Genomic DNA, 17965 nt, shown 5'->3' on the forward strand with positions numbered 1-17965 from the left:
TCCCCTCCCTTATATTCAGGATAATTGCTGTGCCTTCAATTTGAGATCATTTAATATCTGCATCGCCTGAAGAGGCGTCATATTCATGACATCGATATCTTTCATCGTACGGATGAATTCTCGCGCTGGTTTATCCACCGCAACTACATCCGGTTTCGTTGCCACATTCGGCTCATCATCCCCAAAGATGGACAGTTGAACCACATCCGAATGGTTTGCACTGGACTGTACCTTGCTGTTTGATTTCTTGACATGTTGCTTCCCGACCGACTCTTCAATAGAAGGTGTGTACTCTGCACTCTCCACAATCTCGTGTTCCCGGATCAATGGTACTGAATCCGTGTGCTGGAATTCTCCACCTTTTATTTTCAAGCCTTCTTCCTGCTTCTCGCTACCGATATATTCACTGCCCACAGCTACTTGCGCGGCCGCATGTTCGAACCCATGCAATAGTCCGTTCGCGCGCTCAATAATGCTATCAGGCAGACCTGCAAGGCGTGCACAATAGATACCATAACTGCTGCTGGCTGCCCCGGCAATCAATTTGCGCAGGAAATTAACTTTGTCACCGCTCTCCTGTACCGCCATTGAGTAGTTGGCCAGCTTGTCCAGACTCTCCTCCAGATGAGCAAGCTCATGGAAATGAGTTGATACAAGAGCTTTGCAGCCGATGATATCATGTACATATTCAATAACAGACTGAGCAATCGCCATACCTTCACTTGTCGACGTTCCCCGTCCCAATTCATCGATAATAATCAGACTGCGTGGTGTGGCTTTGTCCGTCATGACCTGAATGTCGGCCATCTCCACCATGAATGTGCTCTGTCCACCAATGAGATCATCCGCGGCACCGATCCGTGTGAAAATGCGATCCATGATCGGCACCTCCGCCTGACCCGCTGGCACAAAGCAACCCACTTGCGCCAAAATGGAAATTAAAGCGACCTGTCGCATGTACGTACTCTTACCAGCCATATTTGGTCCAGTAATCAGCAGAATACGTGCCTCTTCCTTGGTCATTGCCGTATGGTTGGCAATAAATGCGCCATCTCGCATGACAGCCTCGACAACCGGATGGCGTCCTTCTTCCACAACCAGATCATAACCGTCGGTCAACGTAGGCCGTACAAAGTTTCGCTCAGCACTAATCACCGCAAAAGATTGATACACATCAATTTCGGCTACCTGTTCGGCCAGCTTTTGCAATCTTGCAATCTCTTTGTTCAGCCGCTCGCGCAGTTCCGCAAAAAGTCCATATTCAATATCAACCATTTTGTCCTGAGCTTCGAGAATTAGCGTCTCTTTTTCCTTCAACTCCGGCGTAATGTAACGTTCTGCATTGGCAAGTGTCTGTTTACGTTCATAACGTCCCTCTGGCAATGCGGACAGATTGGATTTGGTGATCTCGATATAATAACCAAACACTTTGTTATATCCAATCTTCAGCGATCGAATGCCTGTCGCCTCACGCTCTCGCGCTTCCAGCTCTGCAATCCACTGTTTCCCGTTGACCGAAGCCTCACGCAATTCATCCAGACGTTCATGGTACCCTTCACGAATCAGACCTCCGTCCCTTACCGATACCGGCGGCTCGTCCACAATGGCTTGCCCGATAGCTTCACGCAGATCATTGCAATCATCCATCGTTTCGGCAATATGCTGCAATGTTGCAGAAGATGATCCTGCGCAATGCTGACGTAGTCCTGGAATTTTCTCCAGCGATGACTTGAGCGCATTCAGGTCACGACCATTGGCATTACCAAACGCAATCCGGCCTACCAAGCGCTCCAGATCATAGATGTCTTTGAGTTCTGCCCGCAGATCCTCACGCAATATAAACTGGTTGTACAGCGTATCCACTGCTTCAAGACGCTCATTAATCTTCCCTTTTTGCAATAATGGCTTATCGACCCAGCGACGCAGCATTCTTGCACCCATGGATGTCTCTGTCCGATCAAGCAACCAGAGTAATGAACCTTTTTTGGAGCGTTCACGCACGGTTTCCACCAATTCCAGGTTCCGGCGGGTAAACGGGTCCAAGATCATGTAATGATCGGGCTCATAGGTAGAGATCTGAGTTAATTGCCCCAGAGAACGTTTCTGTGTCTCACTCAAATAGGAGAAAAGACGTGCAATGCATGCCTGACGTTCAGGCTCTAATCTTGCCCACACAGCCTCGCCAAACTGCTGACGGACCAGATCTTCCTTATTCTTTGTCCACGACGTGTAGACCACAGGGCGACCGATTGGAGACGCCTCGGCTTCTACCGTTTCAAGCAGTGCTGCATCCCCCACCAGCTCGGATGGTTCGTAGATGCCGATTTCATCCTTAAGCCATTCCTTGGAATAGGGCACGGATGTCACATACAACTCACCCGTTGACAGATCACAGGCAGCGAGAGCCAGCGTATTTTGATTACCTGTAAGACAGACCATGTAGTTGTTGGATTTATCCCCCAGCGTTTTGCCTTCCATCACCGTTCCGGGTGTAACCACACGTACAATTTCGCGTCGTACCATACCTTTGGTTACACTCGCATCTTCCATCTGTTCACATATCGCAACTTTATATCCTTTTTCAATCAGACGCTGTATGTAATTGTCAGCCGAATGATAAGGTACACCGCACATCGGAATTTTGTCATCCGTGCCTCCGTTACGTGCGGTCAGCGTGATCTCTAGTTCACGAGCAGCATTAATCGCATCCTCGAAGAACAGTTCATAGAAGTCACCCAGTCTAAAAAATAGAAAAGCATCTTGTGCTTCGGCCTTCACTTGCAAATATTGTTGAATCATTGGCGTATACTGAGCCATGATGAATATCCTCCATCCCGTTCCTATAATGTCAGGAAGAAACGCGTCCTGGAAGGACAATAAGACGGTCAGGCACTGTGTTTGCGCCTCCGCCTTATGTGTTGGCTAATCGCCACTTCCTTCAAGGGTTGCTGCTCCATATCTTCCGTAGCTATAACTTATAAAGGTTGTTCAAAAAGTCCGCTTTTGATTACGAAGGATGCCTAGTGGCATCATCAGCGTCGAATATGGCATTCAGCCGAAATGTCCGTTGCTCACGTAGTTTTCCTACGCTCCGCTACTCCATTTCTAGCTTCATCTCATCTTCTCGGTACTGAAAACCGTTCTTTTTGAACTCGCACTTATAAAAGACTTGTTTCTTATTATATCAAAAAAACGTCCGTACTTCATGAACCTGCCCGAATATTCCAGAGTTTGCGAATATCACGGCTCTCATCCCAGGTTCTTCCCAGTTTTAATTGAAGGAGTAACGGTGACGCATACCGTTCATAACGTGCATATCCCTCCAACTTCTTCAGATCATCTGCCAGAGCTGGAATGTATTCCTTGATTACTTCGCGCTTTCCTTCATAAAAAGCGGCATGAACTTCAGCTTTCTCCAACGGACGCTGCCGTAATTGAGTATACCCGCTCGCGATTAGACCTGCCAAGGCCACAACGCCCTTTGCAACAAGGGGCGACACAAGAAAGCTGGGTAAGGTACGATACTCAAACCCACCGTAGGATTTCAGGCGAAAATCCCCAAGTGCTCCATAACGTGGCCGTCTTCCGGATCCACGCGGGTCTTGCAGAAATGCCAGTGGCAATGCCAGATAATTGTCCAGTGCACGAAGCAGCTCCCCGGTAAGATTCACACCGCTAAAATGAATATGACCGCCTAGAGGTAACCCCCGCTGTGGCATCCCTCCTGCCTGCCAGATGAGCGAGTGATCACTAATGCTACGCGAGGCTGCTGCGAATGCCCTCATCAGATGGGCCAGCAGTTCTCGTGGTTCGGAGCTGGGAGCCGGTCTCAGTTCGGCAACAGGATATATGCGCCGTCCACCAATCGTCACGGAATCACAGCCTGCCATTCCGGTACGTTCAAGAAATTTGGAGGCGGGTACGATTTTAGATTCTGGCATCTGAACCAGAAGGAACTCGGGGTCCATGCCGAGTATTGGAATGGGTCTGTGACTCAGTTCCTCATCCAGCAGTTCCTGATGCTGCTTCCAGCTTTCCCTATAGGTAACAGCAAGGTTGCTCACCCCTTTCCACGGACTCGGATCGATCGAAATAACTGCACAACCGCCGTTCCCTGAGGATTCCATCCGAACAGCTCCATGATCCAGTCCTAGCGTATACAGCGTTTTGATCGCAAGTCGTTCTATGCGCTTGAACAAGGTTGAACTCAATTCACGTTCCAACAGAGTTTCCTGTGCCCCTCCCATGCCACTAGTATCCTTGCGCTTGATCCGGATCGCCTGCAGACAACTTATCTCTACATCATAGCGCACACGCAAGCCTGGTTCGCGTTTACGCCGATCGTGCAGTGACAATACTTCAATGCCTGCCTGTTTCAACCGTTCTGTACGTTCTCCAGAAGTCATCCTTTCATATCGGAGTAGTGCCTCCTCCGCTTGTTCTAACACCTTCATGACGTCCCCCCTCCCGGATCATGCAACTAAAATAAAAATAACCCCGCAATGCGGAGCCTTCCCGTGAAAGGTATTCCATGCATATTGCGAGGCTCGTTAACACCCATTTTTCAATATTTAAGAAGAAAGAGGGCTTACGCCCTCTTCATCGCGCCTTCTGGCGCATATGATACCTTAGGTTAACAAATACATGATGAATCAAACTCACAGCTCATCGTCGAGCAGATCGGGATCGAGATCGTCATAATCTCCATCGCCACTGCCAAAGTCATAGTCCTTGTCTTCGTAATCACCGCAACCATCTGTGCAGACCTTCACACAAACTTTAGTCTCGGCAACGAGTTCTACAGCGAATTCCCGTTCTACCCGGATAATTACACTGCTTCCACCTGCTGATACTGTGGCTTCCACACAGCTAGGTTCCTGCGTTGCATCCGCAGATACCTCCACTGTGGAAGTCCGGTGTTTCGGGTCCAGATAGGACAAAGGCACATGTTCTACATACGAGACCGTTTCTTTGGCTACATCCGTCTGAGAATTCTTGTCGTAGGAATACCAAATGTTGATATCGTAAGTACCAATAACTTCAATTCCGTCACCCGCTGATACGGCTTCATATTGGTGGTTGATAATCCAAGCCCCCAAAATACTTGTCGGACCATTTGGCGGAGTCACGGTATGTGTTACGGTAGAGAACTTACGACCTTTGCCGCAGATCGCCTTCGTGATAATCTCTCTACATTGATGTTTATGACTCAATGACATCTTTAAACCTCCTCCATACAATCATTCACTACAAGTGTATGCAGGGCATTCGTCTAGGGTGACAACTATTTTCTATTATTCGTTTGTAGATTGGGACCGGTCCGAGATTGGGGACGGCGCTTTGTCCTTCTTCGCGACTTTCAGATACAGCGCGAGTTCACGGCACAGCTGGAGAATTGCGGAACGAATCTCGAATTCTTCCCTTGTATCCGGCAGCTCCATACGTTTGAATTCTTCTTGCACATCTGCAAGAAGTTTTTCAGTTCGTCCGGTGTAGGATTCAGTAAGTACATCCTGACTAAGCTGATCGAACAGCTCCGATACCATTTCCGCATGTGGCATCTTCTGATAGATCTGGGACACCAGATGCATCATATGCTGGATGGAGTCCAGCTGCGTTTTGCGCATATAGAAGTAGACACTCCATTCCTCATTCGGATGAATCACCTGATTCTCCAGAGAACGCTTGGCTGCATCGATACCGCCAAGTATAGCTTTATCAGCTTCAATAAGCTCTCTCCCCGCCCATGCTTCATTGGGATTACGCAGCGTGGCTGCGAATTCCTTGAAAATCTTCGAGAAGAGTTCATCGATTCGTTTGCGAATGCGTAGCATCTGTGGATCAGCTGCCGGCATATAGGCCAGGTTAACCGCCATTGCGGAACCAAGACCAATTAACAGCAAAGCAATTTGTACGAGGACGACATGCACGTCCATTTCCCCGCCGCCGAACACCCGAAATACCACGACCGAACCTGTTACAATACCTTCCTTGAAGCCTACCCGGACAATAACCGGGAATGCGATCAATATGTATACGGCCAGCACCCAATAATGGAAGCCTAGAAAGTGAAAAAGTACACTTGCAAATAAAAGTCCAACTACGGAAGCAAAAAATCGAGCCGATATGGTGCGAATACTTCTTTTTCTCGTTACATCCACGCCAAGAATGGCAAGCAATCCCGCTGATGTTGGTCCCGGCAAGCGACACCAGTCCGCAATCAATACAGCCATTAATGCGGCGATTGCGGTTTTAATTACCCTAAAACCCATTTAACATTCCATCTCCTCTAAGCTGCAAAAAAATTCTTAGCCAGCTCGTCGCCTCATTCATTTATCATGACTAGTATGTCTCATCCAAATGTAAACTAGACGACATCAACCGACATGCGCATGCATGCCGGTCACAGCAACACGCCCCGAATGAGGGACGCTGGCAAGTTAGATCGTTGCGACAGAACCTCAAGGCCCTCTTCTCCAATCATCGCATTCATTCCGGATCTGCGCGGAATATTCATACTAAATATGGTACTTGATTTTACGGTATCGGGCAACGTGACACCCCTTGTGAAATTGTATACATATCATACCCGGTCACATTACGAGTAAAACACGTCCGAATCACCTGCGGCCAGCCAGCATTTTACGTTCTGCATAGACAACAAGTTGGTACATGGCTGTTGCAACGGCAGCAATAATTAACAGACTTGATAATACAAGTGTGAAGTTGAATACCTGAAATCCGTAGATAATGAGATAACCTAGCCCTTGTTTGGCGACCAGAAACTCACCCACAATTACACCCACCCAAGCCATGCCAACGTTCACTTTTAAGGTCGATACAATCGCCGGAAAAGAAGCAGGTAATACAACTTTCGTAAAAATCTCGGAACGGTCTCCACCAAACGTACGAATGACCTTAATATAATTGGGATCCACTTCATTGAAGCTGTTATACACCACCAGTGTTGTAATAATGACCGTGATGGACAGCGTAGTCATAACAATTGCCGTAAAACCAGCGCCAAACATAACAATAAAGATCGGGCCAAGGGCTACCTTTGGCATACTGTTAAACACAACCATATAGGGGTCCAGCACTTTGGACAAAAAAGGAGACCACCAAATTAAAACCGCAAGCAAGGTGCCCACCAGTGTTCCCAGTAAAAAGCCAACTGCCGTTTCCCCTACGGTTACCCCAACATGTGCCCACAACTCGCCACTAGCGATGTCCTTGCCAATCTGGGCAAAAACCTTACTCGGATAACTGAATAACAGTACATCTATCCAACGGAGTCTGCCTGCCACTTCCCATAGCAAAAACATACATACTAGCATAGATAACTGTACGGCAAGCACTTGATGTCGCCATCTGGCCACCTGCTGAATATGATTCCGATGCAGCTGCCCCATCCATTCGTCACGCTTTTCCTGCTTCGGATTCATTGGATTCACGCGTCTTCCTCACCTCCCCCGGACTGATCCAGTTCACTCCACAACGCCTGAAACAACGCATTAAATCCTTCTTGCTCCCTGGCATGAAACGGCTGAGATTTACGAATTACATCGGGAATGATAAATTCACGACGGATGCGGCCCGGATTGCGATCCAGTACAATGACGCGGTCACTGACCGCAATCGCTTCAGACAAATCATGGGTGACAAGTACGGATGTTTTACCAAACTGTTTTAACGTGTCCGAGACCAGATCCTCCAATTGCAACTTGGTTTGATAATCAAGTGCTGAGAATGGTTCATCCAATAATAAAATTCCCGGATCGGTTGCCAACGTGCGCACCAGAGCTACTCGCTGTCTCATGCCCCCTGAAAGCTCTGAAGGGTACTGATTCTCCGTTCCTGCCAACCCCATGCTTACCAGCAGTTCCCGTACACGCTCACGGCTCCGTTCATCCAGTCTGCCTGTCAGTTCAAGACCAATCAATGCATTATCCAGAATGGTCCGCCATGGAAACAGATAGTCCTGTTGAAGCATATAACCAATCTGTGCAGAGGGGCCACCAACGAGTTTGCCTTTAACCTTAACCTCTCCTCGGGTGGGTGTGAGCAGCCCGGCGATGATCGACAACAATGTCGTTTTACCGCATCCACTCGGTCCAACCAGACTGACGAACTCTCCTTTTTGGATCTCCAGACTCAAGTCTTCAATCACCAATGAAGCTTCCCGCTCGCTGACGTATACTTGAGAGATCCCCTCCAGTCGGATCACACTTTCGGATTCAGGCATTCTGCTCACTTCCTTTCCTGAATACCCATCACTTAGATTTCGTAACTTCTTCCGCATAGGCATTATCTACAATGGCATTCAAATTCACGCGTTCTTTCAACTCGCCGGCGGCACTCATGACATCAAGCAGATTGTTCCACTCTTCCTCATCAATGATCGGGTCTGTTGCGTAGCTGCCCTGTTCCTTATAACGGTTCACACTGCTTACCAAAATGGCTGGATCGATGTCTTTGAAAAAAGGAGAAATGACTTCAGCAATCTCTTCAGCCGTATGGGAATCCACCCATGCCTGCGCTTTGTGCAGACCATTCGTAAACTTCTGTACGACATCCTTATTGTCGTTAAGATAACTCTGTTTCGTCATGAAGACGGTGTAAGGCAGAAGACCACTTTCTGTTCCAAACGATGCAACAACCTTGCCCCGACCTTCTTGTTCAAAGATGGATGCCTGGGGTTCAAACAGTTGAACATAATCTCCCGTGCCTGAGGCAAAAGCAGACGCAATATTTGCAAAGTCCACATTTTGAATCAGCTCCAGATCACTTTGCGGATCAATGCCATGTTTGTTCAGTGCGAACTCCCCTGCCATTTGTGGCATGCCGCCTTTACGTTGACCGAGAAATGTGGAATCCCTCAGTTGATCCCATTCAAAGCTGCCTTCCGTGTTACGAGCGAACAGAAAAGTACCATCCGTCTGGGTGAGCTGGGCAAAATTAATGACCGGATCTTCCGCTCCCTGTTGATACACGTATATGGACGTCTCCGCTCCTACCAGGGCGATATCCACCGAACCTGCGAGTAATGCTGCCATCGTTTTGTCACCGCCAGCAGTCGTCTGAATGTCCACCTCAAGCCCCTGCTCCTCAAAAAAGCCTTGAGCCACGGCCACATACTCCGGTGCATAAAATACCGAACGAGTCACTTCGCCAATCGTAATTTTGGCTTCATTATCTTCCTTATTACAGCTGGTGAGCGCCACAATAATAATCAGCAGAATAACGATGCCCCGGACGAACCATGGCGTGTATTTCATGTTGTTTCCCTCCTTCACTGGTTTCAGCAGTTTCTCTCTATTATGGATATGCCGATGCCCAGCAAAAGGTTAAGAACTTGAATGCAAAAAAGAGCCGGGCAATAATACCCGACTCTTCAGCTCTTCTAAATGTTATTTAATATGTTATTTATAGGATATCTACAGCTTGTAAATCTCGGCATATTTGGCTTCCAGATAATCGGCCAGATAATCCGGGTTCAATTCTTCACCCGTTACGGCAACAATCAATTCGGAAGGTGTGCGACTTCTACCATACCGATAGATCTTGTCTGTAAGCCATTCCTTAATTGGAATCAGATTACCTTCGGCAATAAGGGTATCAAACTCCGGCATTTCCTTACGCAATGTATGTAGAATTTGAGCTGCATACATATTACCCAGAGAATACGATGCAAAGTAACCAAAGTCACCACCGGACCAGTGAACATCCTGAAGAACGCCATCTCCATCATTCGTTGGCATTATACCGAGGTATTCCTTGTATTTTGCATTCCAGGTCTCCGGCAGGTCTTTCACTTCCAGACCATCGTTGAATAACATTTTCTCAATCTCATATCGGATAATAATATGCAGGTTATAGGTCAGTTCATCCGCTTCAATCCGAATGAGTGAACTCTCTACGCGGTTGATTGCACGATAGAAATCTTCCAGTTCAACCTCGCTCAATTGCGGGAAATGCTGCTGCAAATCTTTGTAATAACGTGTCCAGAATGGCAGGCTGCGACCAATCATGTTTTCCCATAAACGGGACTGAGACTCATGAATCCCCATGGACGTTCCTTCGGCAAGAAGGGTACCCGCCAGACTGTCATCAATATTTTGCTCGTACAGGGCATGTCCGCCCTCATGCAACGAACTGAAGACTGCGCTTGCTACATCATCTTGCAGATAATGTGTTGTGATCCGCACATCCCCCGGGTTTAGACCCGTTGCAAAAGGATGAACACTCTCATCCAATCGTCCAGCTTCAAAGTCATAGCCCATTTGTTCCAGGATGAACAGACTGAATTTTTCCTGCTGTTTGGTGTCAAACAATTGATTCAGGAACTCTGTATTGGGCTTGTTTTCTGAAGCATTAATCTTCTCTTGTAGAGGCACCAAACGTGCTTTGAGGCGGGCGAACACAGCGTCCACTTTCTCAACCGTCAGATCCGGTTCATACATATCAAGCAGCGTATCATAACGGGTATCCTTCACACCCCAATAATCAATAAACTCTTGTTTGAGCTTAACGATATCTGTCAGATAAGGTGAGAACCCTGCAAAATCACTGTTATGCTTGGCATCTTCCCATGCCGTTTCCGACTTGGCTGTTAGCACGGTATAAGCTTGTACTTTCTCAGGTGGTACAGACTGACTGCGATCATATTCTTTCTTGCAATCTTCAACCAGACGACGATCTATATCTTCGAGCTGTTCCAATACCGCTGGAGTTGTTAATGCATCCAGGTAAGTCTTCATGTCAGCTGAGGTTTGCAGCTTGAATGCTTCGGTGGACAACATACCCAGCGTCTCCGAACGAGTCGGAACGCCTTTTTTCGGCGCACCTGTACGCAGATCCCAGTGAAGCAAACCAATGGCTTCATGGTAACTCTTGATTTTACGAGCCAGATTACGGAAGGATTCCAAATGTTCCTGTGTTTGTTTATCCATTGTTATCGTTCACCTCTTCAAAAAAAATGTTATACCCTATTGATGATACTTTTTGCATTGCGTATAATCAACTTTTAACAGATGAAAATTGCATTGTTCTCCTAAAGATACGTGTTCAAAAAGTCTGGTTTTCATTACCGAGAAGATAGAAATGGTGCTCAACTTCGATGCTGATGATGCCCTCACGCATCATTTGTAATCAAAAGTGGACTTTTTGAACAACCTCTAAAGGGTTGGAGTAATGCCATCTGCTGACCGTGAAATACTATTAAAGCAAAGGCGCGTAGGACAAGCTGCATCATATGCAAGTGGCCGTGCTCGTCGTATTGGATAACAGGAGGCAATGGACATGAACAACATTCAAGAGATTTTGGCTTACAACAAATCATTTGTCGAGACCAAAGAATACGAAAAGTATACGGCTGGCAAGTTTCCAACCAAAAAGATGGTTATCATCACTTGTATGGATACACGTCTGGTGGAAATGCTGCCCAAGGCCATGAACCTGAAAAACGGTGATGTGAAAATCATCAAAAACGCAGGCGCAATTATCTCTCAGCCTTTCGGGAGTGTAATGCGTAGTGTACTTGTCGCCATCTATGAACTGGGTGCAGATGAAGTCCTGGTAGTTGGACATACGGAATGTGGCATGGCTTCCCTTCACGCTGAGACCATGATTGGACATATGGTAGAGCGTGGTGTATCGGAAGAAGTCATGACTACTCTGGAGAATTCGGGCATCCGTTTGCAAAAATGGTTGCGTGGGTTTGACAGCGTCGAAGAAGGGGTAAAACATACTGTGGAAGTGATCAAGAAGCATCCTTTACTTCCTCCCAATGTACCCGTCCACGGCATGGTTATCGATTCTGCTACAGGTGAGCTTGATCTTGTCGCTGAGGGATATGGACAACAGGCATCTCTCTAAATGGTTTGGAGTGCGGACCTTATGGTTCGCACTTTTTTTTGTCTAAATTAAGGCAGTTGTTCTGTCAGGTTGTCAAACCATACAGTTTCAGTGTACACTTTTTATGAAAGCGGTCAAAGAAAGTAAAACCGATTGTTCTCTCTGACCTAGCCCTAATATTAAGGAGACATGTGCATGAACATACTTTCCTACGGATTGCTCGGGCTGCTTACCCGCGAGGAGTCATCGGGCTATGATCTGATGCTGAAGATCCAGCCGCATTGGCAGGCGAAACACAGCCAGATCTACCCACTCCTGTCCAAGATGGAAAACGATGAGTTATTGGCCTCCCGCTGGGTACAACAGTCTGACAAACCGGACAAGAAAATGTACGCAGTTACGGAAAAAGGCATTGAAAAGCTCTTGGAATGGATGATTACTCCTGTTACCGCACCGGTTACACGCGATGAATTTAATTTGCGTATTTTGTGTGTTGGCATAGCGGAAGACGGAAGCATGAGACGCATTCTTAACGAGCGTAAAAGCTGGTTTATGGAACGCATACGTTATTTCGAGGATCTGAAGTCACGTATACCTCAGGATAATCTTCGTGTAGGCAACCGAGATTTTGGAAGCTACATCCTGGTACAAAAAGGGTTAATGCATGCACAAACAGGCCTGGAATGGTGTCATTGGGTTACCCAATTGCTTGATGGCCAAGCTGCAATTCAAGACCCAAGTCCAAGCGTTTCAGAAATTTAATAAAATTTGAAACGTTCCTGCAAGTTGACCGTATTACATGAGTAAGGCCCATTTTTGGGCGATTCAAACAAATTAATCGGGGGGTTACGATCTTTACAATGAAGAAAAAATTCGGAGTTAAACATCTAATGATGGTATTTATGGCCTTTACATTATTGTTCGCAACAGTGGGAGTAACGAATCCGGATTCTGCAGATGCAAGACGTGGTGGCGGATTCAAATCCGGTACAAAAAGTTATACCAACACTCCTAAGAAATCCGACTCCAACAACAACGTGAATCAATCCAATTCCGGTAATAACTCCGGTACTGGTGCAGCTGCAACCCGTGGTGGTGGATTCTTCGGCGGTGGCGGAGGCTTCATGAAAGGCATGATGCTTGGTGGTCTTGCTGGTATGATGTTCGGCGGACTGTTCGGTGGCATGGGCGCCCTGGGTAACATCCTTGGATTGCTCGTGAACGTTGCAGCGATCATGTTGATTGTTATGCTGGCTATGGCACTCTTCAGAGCCATCTCCAATCGTCGCAAACCTGCAGCGGATGGTCGTTATGACCGTCGCAATGATCGTGATGATGACCGTAACAGAAACGGACGGTACTAATCTCTATGGTTCTGAGCATGGATGAAATTGTGAATGCAATCTGTATTCATATGGCAGAACGTAAGGGTGTACGTCCAACCGATGTGAATGTAGAACTGAGCTGGGAAGAAGATACAGGTTATTCCGCTGAAGTTTGGATCCAAGGACGCAGTCAATATCTGGTCGAGTCCAATATGATTGAAGCGATTCTTCGTTACCTGCACAGTGAATACAACATCCGGGCGTACCGTGAGAATGTACGACTTGATCTGGATGAAGAAATCACAGCGATCGTTAATCAATAAACTATAGGTCAAGCAATGACTTCTTATACTAAAGACCGTCTCCCTTCTGTCGCCTGACAGAGATGGAAGACGGTCTTTTTGTTTCTGTATTTGTATCTTTATTTGTGTGTCTATTTTAGTCTCTATACGTGCCTGTGTTACGTACTATTTCTAGGAAACTACGATTGAAGTTTGACCAGGCTGTAGTTCTTCTTACCTTTACGGATAATGATGAATTTACCGCCAATGGCATGCTCTGCCGAGACTGTAAATTCAAGCTCTGTGATTTTCTCACCGTTCATGGAGATTGCGCCTTTAGTGACATCCTCACGCGCCTGGCGTTTGGATGGCTCCAGCCCCAGATCTACGAGCCAGTCGACGATATTTTTCGCTTCGCCATCCGTCTCAAATGTTGGCATTTCCTTGAAGCCCTGTTCGATTTCATCAGCTGTCAGGGAACGGATATCACCACTGAACAGCGCCGCTGTAATACGTTTAGCCTGTTCGAGCATTTCTTCGCCGTGAACAAATTTTGTCATTTCTTCCGCGAGTGCTTTCTGTGCTTCACGTCTATGTGGCTCTGTCTCTACCTTTTCAGCCAAAGCTTCAATTTCTTCTTTGCTCAGGAAGGTAAAGTATTTCAAGTATTTGATCACATCACGGTCATCTGTATTTGCCCAGAACTGGTAGAACTCAAATGGTGTCGTTTTGTTTGGATCAAGCCAGATTGCGCCGCCAGCTGTTTTACCAAATTTCGTACCGTCGGATTTGAGCATGAGCGGAATGGTCAGACCGTACGCCTTCGCTTCAGATCCTTCTTTTTTACGAATCAGATCAAGACCACTCGTGATATTCCCCCATTGATCAGAACCGCCGATTTGAAGCTGTACATCTTCATTTTGGAACAGGTGCAGGTAGTCGAGAGATTGAAGGATCTGGTATGAAAACTCGGTGAACGAGATTCCGCCTTCCAGTCTGCTCGCAACTACATCCTTAGCAAGCATCGTGTTGAGGTTAAAGTTTTTGCCGTAGTCACGTAAGAATTCAATGACATTGATTTTGTGTGTCCAATCGTAGTTGTTCACCATGCGAACCTGATTATCACCGTCTGTTACGAACAACTTCTTCATCTGCGCTGTCAGTGCATCCACATTCTCCTGCACTTGCTCCATCGTTTGCAGAGAACGCTCTGTCTGACGACCACTTGGGTCACCAATCGTGCCTGTAGCTCCACCAATCAAAATAACCGGACGATGTCCTGCCAGTTGAAACCTTTTCAGCATCATGAAGGGAATGAGATGTCCGATATGCATGCTATCCCCCGTAGGGTCAACGCCGCAGTACAAAGAAACGGATTTCGTTTCAGTCAATTCACGTAGTCCCTCTGCATCCGTCTGCTGGTTAATGGCGTCACGCCACTGTAGTTCATCAATAATATTCATTCGTATAACCCCTTTTCTATCCTCAAGATTCAGTCATGATCTACGTTAAATTACGAAATTACACGCTGGAGCGGCTTTTTTGGACACAAAAAAATCGCCTCCTTGTCTTCATTAGACACAGGGACGATTATCATAACCGTGGTACCACCCAAATTGCATGGACAACACGTGATCTTAACACGTTATCCATACCACTTTTGGCAATATATCGTTTGCCCATCCGCTTGGCATTACCCAAGTACTCCAGAGTGTAATTCGCAGCCCTTGTATGTATCAGGTTCCATCAACCCCTGACTTTCTGTAACAGGGACAAAGCCGCTACTGCGCTCTATCAACGTGATTCATGTATTCAATTTATAGCAAGTATAGCCGAACGTTCCAGTCATTGCAAGGCCAAGTATGCAATCTTTGAACAGAACAACGGATGCATAATTGAAACCAGATTATATAATCATCATGTTCAATTTTCCGTGATAATAACCATAGGCTTTCTCCGCAATCTGATCCTCATTATTCCAAAATTGCTGATCCAGCGCATCTAACTGGTCCTCTTGTTCCTTTGTCAGTAATTTAGGAATATCCCACAGTTCGGTAAGCCTTTCATCCTCTTTCAGATGCTCCATGCAGCCGTATGCTGCCGTTATAATCTCCACGACTTGAGTCGCACCAATGGTATGTAATGCCCGCAACGCGTAACGGTATACCTCTTCCCCCCAGTTACAGAAAAACTGAATAAAACCGCCATTAAAGACATCCGCCTCTAAAAGCCATAAAGCAGCAATATCCTGCTCGTCCGAAGTCAACGAAGCCCAGCCCTGTTCAGATTTATTCTTTTTTTCGACAAATAACACAGCATAGTCATACCATACATCATTAATATCTTGCTCGCTCATGTAACACACCTCATTTTTATTTATTTCATGCCCTCTAACTCCTGACGTTTACCCGTCTGATACCAATGTAAGTACGGATCACCGATCTGCTGGAAGGCTTCCTGAACACCCCTGTTTAGTTCATTCATCACTTCATTTGTGTAGTTCAAATGCGTCTGTTTATTATCCACGCCATATCTTTCCAACAACCCTACATGCGTCGCGGTGAAAATAATATCCTCCAGCAGCCAATAGACGACTTCATCCGGCTGTTTCACCCGTTTCTCCAATGAGACGAGACCACGTTCGTATATTCGAACAATATACGCATCTTCTCCATTCTCTACATAGGGCACACCATCGCATTTAAAGGTCTCAAACAAGCGGTTAACATAGTTCTGCATCTGTTCCCTACGGAGAGATGTACGCTCTAAAAGCTGTAAAAGGATGTCTGCCAATTGTTGTTTGCTTAACATGTTGGACATGAATGCACCTGCCTATATAAAAATAACATCGATGACAGAATGAAAAAATGAAAAAGCTGCCGAAGGCAGCCTCTTCTTCCGTATTGTTCAATCAGGTCCCACAAAAAGTTTGGTACGAAGTATTGCATTGTGCAGGTAGTTCGGCATATTCAGCCTGCTCAGGTGAGTGCGCGAACGGATCTGAAAGAACTGCCAAAAGCTTCTCCATCACGCTAAGATCTCCATGATTCTCTGCTCGCTCAAGCGCTTCTTCGACCCGATGATTGCGGGGAATGACGGCTGGATTGCTTGTTCTCATCAACTGCTTAGAGACTTCCTTCTCCCCCTGCTGTCTGTCCAATCTCGCTTGCCACTGCTCATGCCATTCAGCAAATTCTGTCGTGCCAAACAAAGCTGTTCCTTGCAATGTATCAAAGGTCAATGCTAGGAACGTATTGGTGTAATCTGCACTATGCTTCTCCATGAGTTCAAGAAGCTCCTTGATCAAGGCCTCATCTTCGGCCTCTTCATCCAACAAGCCCAATTTGGCACGCATCCCCTTGAGCCAGTGATGATGGTACAATTCAGAAAATTGTGCGATAGCATCCTGCGCGAGTTGCACCGCCTGTTCTTCATCTTCATGCAACAACGGCAGAAGTGTCTCGGCAAATCGAGCCAAATTCCATCCTGCTATATACGGTTGATTGCCATAAGCATAGCGGCCTTGTCTGTCAATGGAGCTAAATACGGTCGAAGGATTGTACGCATCCATAAAAGCGCATGGACCATAATCGATGGTCTCACCACTAATAGCCATGTTATCCGTGTTCATCACGCCATGAATGAATCCAACATGCTGCCACTGGGCAATGAGAGCCGCTTGCCGCTTAATCACTTCCTGAAGGAGTAGAAGATAACGGTTTTTGGCCTGAGCAACCTCAGGAAAATGTCGATTCAACGTGTAATCAGCCAACGCTCGAAGATCGTCGATAGACCCCCATCTAGCTGCATACTGGAAGGTTGCTACCCGAATATGACTGGAAGCCACCCGGGTCAATATGGCCCCAGGCCGCTCTGTTTCGCGGATAATGTTTTCTCCTGTAGACACCACAGCCAGACTGCGTGTCGTTGGAATACCCAGTGCATACATCGCTTCACTAATAATATATTCTCGCAACATGGGCCCTACAGCAGCACGTCCATCTCCTCCACGAGAGTACGGTGTTCTCCCTGAACCTTTCAGCTGGATATCCACTCGCTCGCCCTGTGGCGTAATCTGTTCACCCAGCAGAAGAGCCCGTCCATCTCCAAGCATGTTAAAATTGCCGAATTGATGTCCTGCGTAGGCTTGAGCTAAGGGCTCGGCCCCTTCTGGAATCAGGTTACCTGCAAAAATTTGCGCTCCTTCCTCACTGTCAAGAGACTCCACATCCAGTCCCAAGCTGGATGCAAGCAGTCTATTAAAAATGATTAGCTTTGGTGATTCAACAGGTACTGCGCCCTGACTTGTAAAAAAGGGTTGCGGTAACTGCGCATAACTATTGTCCAAATTCCAGCCTTTGTTCGATGTCTCTTGTTGCATGGTGCTCACAACTCCTTTTCTGTACCCAGAGGATATCCCTTGGTTTTATTTTAGCCTTGTGAAGCAATGCTCATTTATGTAGTCGCATGGAAATTCAATGTAGGGAACATATAAAATGTTCT

General features: G+C 46.7%; 16 protein-coding genes and 1 other annotated feature. Of the genes, 4 read left to right on the forward strand and 12 right to left on the reverse strand.

Annotated elements, in window-relative coordinates; all coding sequences use genetic code 11:
- Positions 1-15: 15 nt before the first annotated feature.
- From mutS to V6669_RS17930, 8 genes are all read right to left on the reverse strand, one after another.
- Positions 16-2817, reverse strand: a complete 2802-nt coding sequence (gene mutS / locus V6669_RS17895) for a DNA mismatch repair protein MutS (RefSeq protein ID WP_338587300.1) — start codon at positions 2815-2817, stop codon at positions 16-18.
- A 386-nt stretch (positions 2818-3203) separates the two neighbouring features.
- Positions 3204-4454, reverse strand: coding sequence for a hypothetical protein (locus tag V6669_RS17900; RefSeq protein ID WP_338587301.1), 1251 nt, complete (start codon positions 4452-4454; stop codon positions 3204-3206).
- A 204-nt stretch (positions 4455-4658) separates the two neighbouring features.
- Positions 4659-5219 carry an outer spore coat protein CotE gene (locus tag V6669_RS17905; protein WP_062835006.1) on the reverse strand — a complete coding sequence of 187 codons (561 nt, stop codon included), beginning with the start codon at positions 5217-5219 and terminating at the stop codon, positions 4659-4661.
- Between the two features lie 75 nt (positions 5220-5294).
- Entirely contained in the window at positions 5295-6272 is a 978-nt protein-coding gene (locus V6669_RS17910; protein ID WP_315935873.1) for an aromatic acid exporter family protein, read from the reverse strand.
- 348 nt (positions 6273-6620) lie between these two features.
- Positions 6621-7445, reverse strand: coding sequence for an ABC transporter permease (locus V6669_RS17915; protein ID WP_074096946.1), 825 nt, complete (start codon positions 7443-7445; stop codon positions 6621-6623).
- Positions 7446-7450: 5 nt separating this feature from the next.
- Positions 7451-8245 carry an ABC transporter ATP-binding protein gene (locus V6669_RS17920; protein WP_338587305.1) on the reverse strand — a complete coding sequence of 265 codons (795 nt, stop codon included), beginning with the start codon at positions 8243-8245 and terminating at the stop codon, positions 7451-7453.
- 28 nt (positions 8246-8273) lie between these two features.
- A complete protein-coding gene (locus V6669_RS17925; protein ID WP_338587307.1) occupies positions 8274-9278 on the reverse strand; it encodes an ABC transporter substrate-binding protein in 1005 nt (334 codons plus the stop codon).
- Between the two features lie 159 nt (positions 9279-9437).
- The gene (locus V6669_RS17930) at positions 9438-10952 is read right to left on the reverse strand and encodes a carboxypeptidase M32 (RefSeq protein ID WP_338587310.1); all 1515 of its coding nucleotides are present in this window, start codon (positions 10950-10952) and stop codon (positions 9438-9440) included.
- A 349-nt stretch (positions 10953-11301) separates the two neighbouring features.
- Between V6669_RS17930 and V6669_RS17935 the strand changes: the two genes are divergently transcribed.
- The 4 genes from V6669_RS17935 (at position 11302) to V6669_RS17950 (ending at position 13504) form a co-directional block, all read left to right on the forward strand.
- The gene (locus V6669_RS17935; RefSeq protein WP_062835011.1) at positions 11302-11877 is read left to right on the forward strand and encodes a carbonic anhydrase; all 576 of its coding nucleotides are present in this window, start codon (positions 11302-11304) and stop codon (positions 11875-11877) included.
- A 174-nt stretch (positions 11878-12051) separates the two neighbouring features.
- The gene (locus V6669_RS17940) at positions 12052-12618 is read left to right on the forward strand and encodes a PadR family transcriptional regulator (protein ID WP_036613540.1); all 567 of its coding nucleotides are present in this window, start codon (positions 12052-12054) and stop codon (positions 12616-12618) included.
- Between the two features lie 98 nt (positions 12619-12716).
- On the forward strand, positions 12717-13220 hold the full coding sequence (locus V6669_RS17945) for a hypothetical protein (RefSeq protein WP_091029269.1): 504 nt from the start codon (positions 12717-12719) through the stop codon (positions 13218-13220).
- A 5-nt stretch (positions 13221-13225) separates the two neighbouring features.
- Positions 13226-13504, forward strand: a complete 279-nt coding sequence (locus tag V6669_RS17950; RefSeq protein WP_017687903.1) for a YxcD family protein — start codon at positions 13226-13228, stop codon at positions 13502-13504.
- A 158-nt stretch (positions 13505-13662) separates the two neighbouring features.
- Here the strand turns inward: V6669_RS17950 and tyrS are convergent, their stop codons facing one another.
- From tyrS to V6669_RS17970, 4 genes are all read right to left on the reverse strand, one after another.
- Entirely contained in the window at positions 13663-14925 is a 1263-nt protein-coding gene (gene tyrS, locus V6669_RS17955; RefSeq protein WP_338587314.1) for a tyrosine--tRNA ligase, read from the reverse strand.
- Between the two features lie 116 nt (positions 14926-15041).
- Positions 15042-15269: a binding site (T-box leader), on the reverse strand.
- Between the two features lie 99 nt (positions 15270-15368).
- Positions 15369-15818: a DUF4375 domain-containing protein gene (locus V6669_RS17960; RefSeq protein WP_338587315.1), complete on the reverse strand. Its 450-nt coding sequence runs from the start codon at positions 15816-15818 to the stop codon at positions 15369-15371.
- 20 nt (positions 15819-15838) lie between these two features.
- A complete protein-coding gene (locus V6669_RS17965) occupies positions 15839-16282 on the reverse strand; it encodes an Imm63 family immunity protein (RefSeq protein WP_338587317.1) in 444 nt (147 codons plus the stop codon).
- Positions 16283-16373: 91 nt separating this feature from the next.
- Complete coding sequence (locus V6669_RS17970) at positions 16374-17843, reverse strand: YdiU family protein (RefSeq protein ID WP_338587319.1); 1470 nt, start codon at positions 17841-17843, stop codon at positions 16374-16376.
- Positions 17844-17965 lie beyond the last annotated feature (122 nt).

The organism is Paenibacillus sp. Y5S-9 (genome assembly GCF_036894235.1).
In the GTDB taxonomy this organism is placed as follows: domain Bacteria; phylum Bacillota; class Bacilli; order Paenibacillales; family Paenibacillaceae; genus Paenibacillus.